This is a genomic window from Candidatus Bathycorpusculum sp., assembly GCF_009778815.1.
Classification (GTDB): Archaea; Thermoproteota; Bathyarchaeia; order Bathyarchaeales; family Bathycorpusculaceae; genus Bathycorpusculum; species Bathycorpusculum hydrogenotrophicum.
Window position 1 is genome coordinate 1 of sequence record NZ_WRFL01000121.1, and the last position, 3,003, is coordinate 3,003.

Sequence of the window (3,003 nt, forward strand, 5' to 3'; positions counted from 1 at the left end):
CCATACGAACTAACCTTGTTTGGCGATATATGTACAGCATCACATAAAATTATCTATAAGTGAACACTCTCAAAATAAAAATAGTCTCATCAACTTGCTATTTTCGTTAAGTTAATGACATTGATAATATTTTGGCATCTATAATCTTGTATTTATTAAGCTGTGTCTAGGTGTTCTTGTAGACTAGAAGAATGGTACCTTTGAGCCCAAATGGAAAAGCACACCTTTGAGAAGTCACCCAACCTAAAACTGTCTGCAAAAAACGTTTATTTGCAAACCAGATATCCAAATTAGCAGGAACTATACTAATTTTTAAGATTATTTATTAGTGATTGCCACTGTTATTTACTGCGTTAACAAGTGGTGTACCTTGAATATGGTGACTAAGATCTATACCGTTTTCATTCATACGTTGAATTGTGTGATAAGCAATGTTTATCGTTGCACGTTCATGAGCACACATAAAAGCTGAAACTCTATCATACCTTCCTGTGGAATGATAGTTTGTACAGCCACACCAATTCATGCAATACTCACTAAATCCACACTGAACACATTCAGAGTTTATAGCTGCAATAGGTACACTTTTACATGACAATGGTTTAATTGTGCCCTCAACAACATTACCAATACAGTTAGTCTTTCCATCATCAAAACCCACAAGACGTTCACAAGGATAAACATTACCCGTTACACCAAAAGCCAACTCACCAGAACCCATTCTGCATCTGTCAAAGGGTCCATAACCGCCGCGTAAAATTATTGACATTTTATTGTCTATGAGACTAATGAATTTTGGTTTACTCTGCAAATAAAACTGAAGATACTTTTCAGCCAAAACGCCATAGATTTCAGGAAACTGATCTGCGTGTTGCTGTGTCCATTTAGCAGATATGTCAGGGTTGAGATAAACATTTTTTACACCTAAATTAACCAGATAATCAACAGTTTGAGGCAGATATTGTAATGTCTGATCAGAGTAGACAGCGTTTACTGGAAGAAGCGAAAAATATTGTAGTGCCTCTTGGATGGTCTTCTCCACCACCACGGATGAACCTTGTCCATTTGTAAATTTACGGTTAGCATTCTGTATTTCTGGTGGGCCATCGCAACTTATGCAAAAAACTATGCCCTGTGACAACATAAAATCGGCTATATCACGGTTAAAAATTGTTCCATTACTTGTTATAGATATGTTAACGTTAGAGCTACTGTAACGGGGATGGTTCTTGATTAATCCTACAATTAACTTTATCTGTTCGAATTCAAGAAGGGGCTCACCACCAAAGAAGCCTATTTTAAGCTGTCCATTTTTTGGGTTTTTCTGGAATGCAAAATCTACAATTTTTTTAGCAACATCAAGAGTCATTACAGCATTTTTCTTTTCTATGTAGCAGTATTGACAACGTAAGTTGCAATCCTGCGTAACAAGTAGAGTGCATTTAGTTATTTGCTTTGGAATAAAAAAAGAAGATAATGAAGAATTATTTTTTGTAATTGTCAAAGTATTTCTTCGGCTACTTCAGCAAGTTTCATAAAACTGTCAAATGAAACAGTTTTAACTTGGGCAAATTTACTACGGAGTTCTTCTAGAGCAATGTTTGCAAATTGATTCCATTGATCTGCATCAAGTTTGTAAATTTTTCCTTCATGATGTAAATGCGGGCTTATCATGCCACCATGCAACAAAATCTGTCGCGTCGGGGACTCTTCTACTGCAATAGACTTATCGGCTATTAATCGTTTAGTGGCCAGTGGCTCTGATTTAGTCGCTACCGCACTAGCTTTTTCATGCACAGAGAATGCTGCATTAAGATAGGATAATTGTTGCTCTACTGATAAAGCATTAAGTTTTAATTTGCCTATAACTCTGGCTATTATATCCGCTGAAATTAACCTATCAATATCACGCAGACCAGAAAGATGGCCCGTCTTATATAGTATCAGCTGTTCTACTCTGCTGAGTGGCACTGCCTCAAATGTTTTATATTCCTGTATTACATAAGGGTTATCAGGCAATTCAGTCACCTGCCAATAGAAACTACTATGTCTTTTATAAAGGTTGTTCAGATAATAATTTTTGAAAGTGAGATTCTTCTAACTGGAACAAATTTCTTTCCTTAAAATCGGAAGCATCCATAAATCTATATGCCAATATTTTTTTATGCAGTCTGAAATTATGCCAATCTTTATGAATGCTGAGGGGAGGCAAAGCAAAGGCAGTGCAAACGGGAAGTAGGCGGACTTGCAAAGGGTTTGGGAAACAAAAAATGCATAAATTTAATGTATATAATGGGGGCGAGTAAGTGTGCTTACTTTTTTTTGTGTTTTAATGGGGATTGTTTTGTGCCTTTTTGGTTAAATGATGCGTGTTTTGAGTTTTGTTTTCTGTTTGGTCGGATTTTCCCGCTAGCTTATGGGTGAAGGGGTTGTTTTTAGCGGTTTTTTGCCCTAAATTTTGTAAAAATGTGTATTGTAGGGGCGTAAATCTGTTTTTGTTTGTTGTTTGGTTGGGTTTTTACGGGTTTTTTGGTTGATGGGGTTGTTTTTGGTGGTTTCCCATGTTTTTTGTGTTTTTTCCCGTTTTATCGCGTATTTTGCCTGTTTTTTGACCTTTTAGAGGCACAAATATTGGCTTATTTGCTGTTTAGGTGGGTGTTCCCACGATGTTTTGGTTAAAGGGGCTGTTTTTGGCGGTTTCCAAACTTTTTCCAGACTTCTCTCTTTTTTCATTTGTCCATTTCAAGCTTCTTTAACTATATGGCGCGTAAATAAGTCTGGTTTATTGCTTATTTGGGTTGCTAACAAATATTTTGTCAAAATGAACCGTTTTTGAGCGTTCCCATTTTACATTTGTCTTGTCCCAAAATAATTTCCCCCCCCCCCCCACCTTTGAGGTATCTTACAACTCACCATTTCACCATCTAAACTGTCTAGCAGCTATACCCAGCCACACCTCAGGCCACAAACGGCTGACAAACGCCATATTAGGCGACTCCGCAA

At 37.0% G+C, this 3,003-nt stretch carries 2 protein-coding genes; both read right to left on the reverse strand.

Annotated features, from left to right (window positions below):
• Positions 1–325: 325 nt before the first annotated feature.
• On the reverse strand, positions 326–1,504 hold the full coding sequence (locus FWF39_RS12220; protein ID WP_343383714.1) for a radical SAM protein: 1,179 nt from the start codon (positions 1,502–1,504) through the stop codon (positions 326–328).
• A complete protein-coding gene (locus FWF39_RS12225) occupies positions 1,501–2,019 on the reverse strand; it encodes a hypothetical protein (RefSeq protein WP_343383715.1) in 519 nt (172 codons plus the stop codon). The genes FWF39_RS12220 and FWF39_RS12225 overlap by 4 nt, the downstream gene beginning before the upstream one ends.
• Positions 2,020–3,003: the final 984 nt, after the last annotated feature.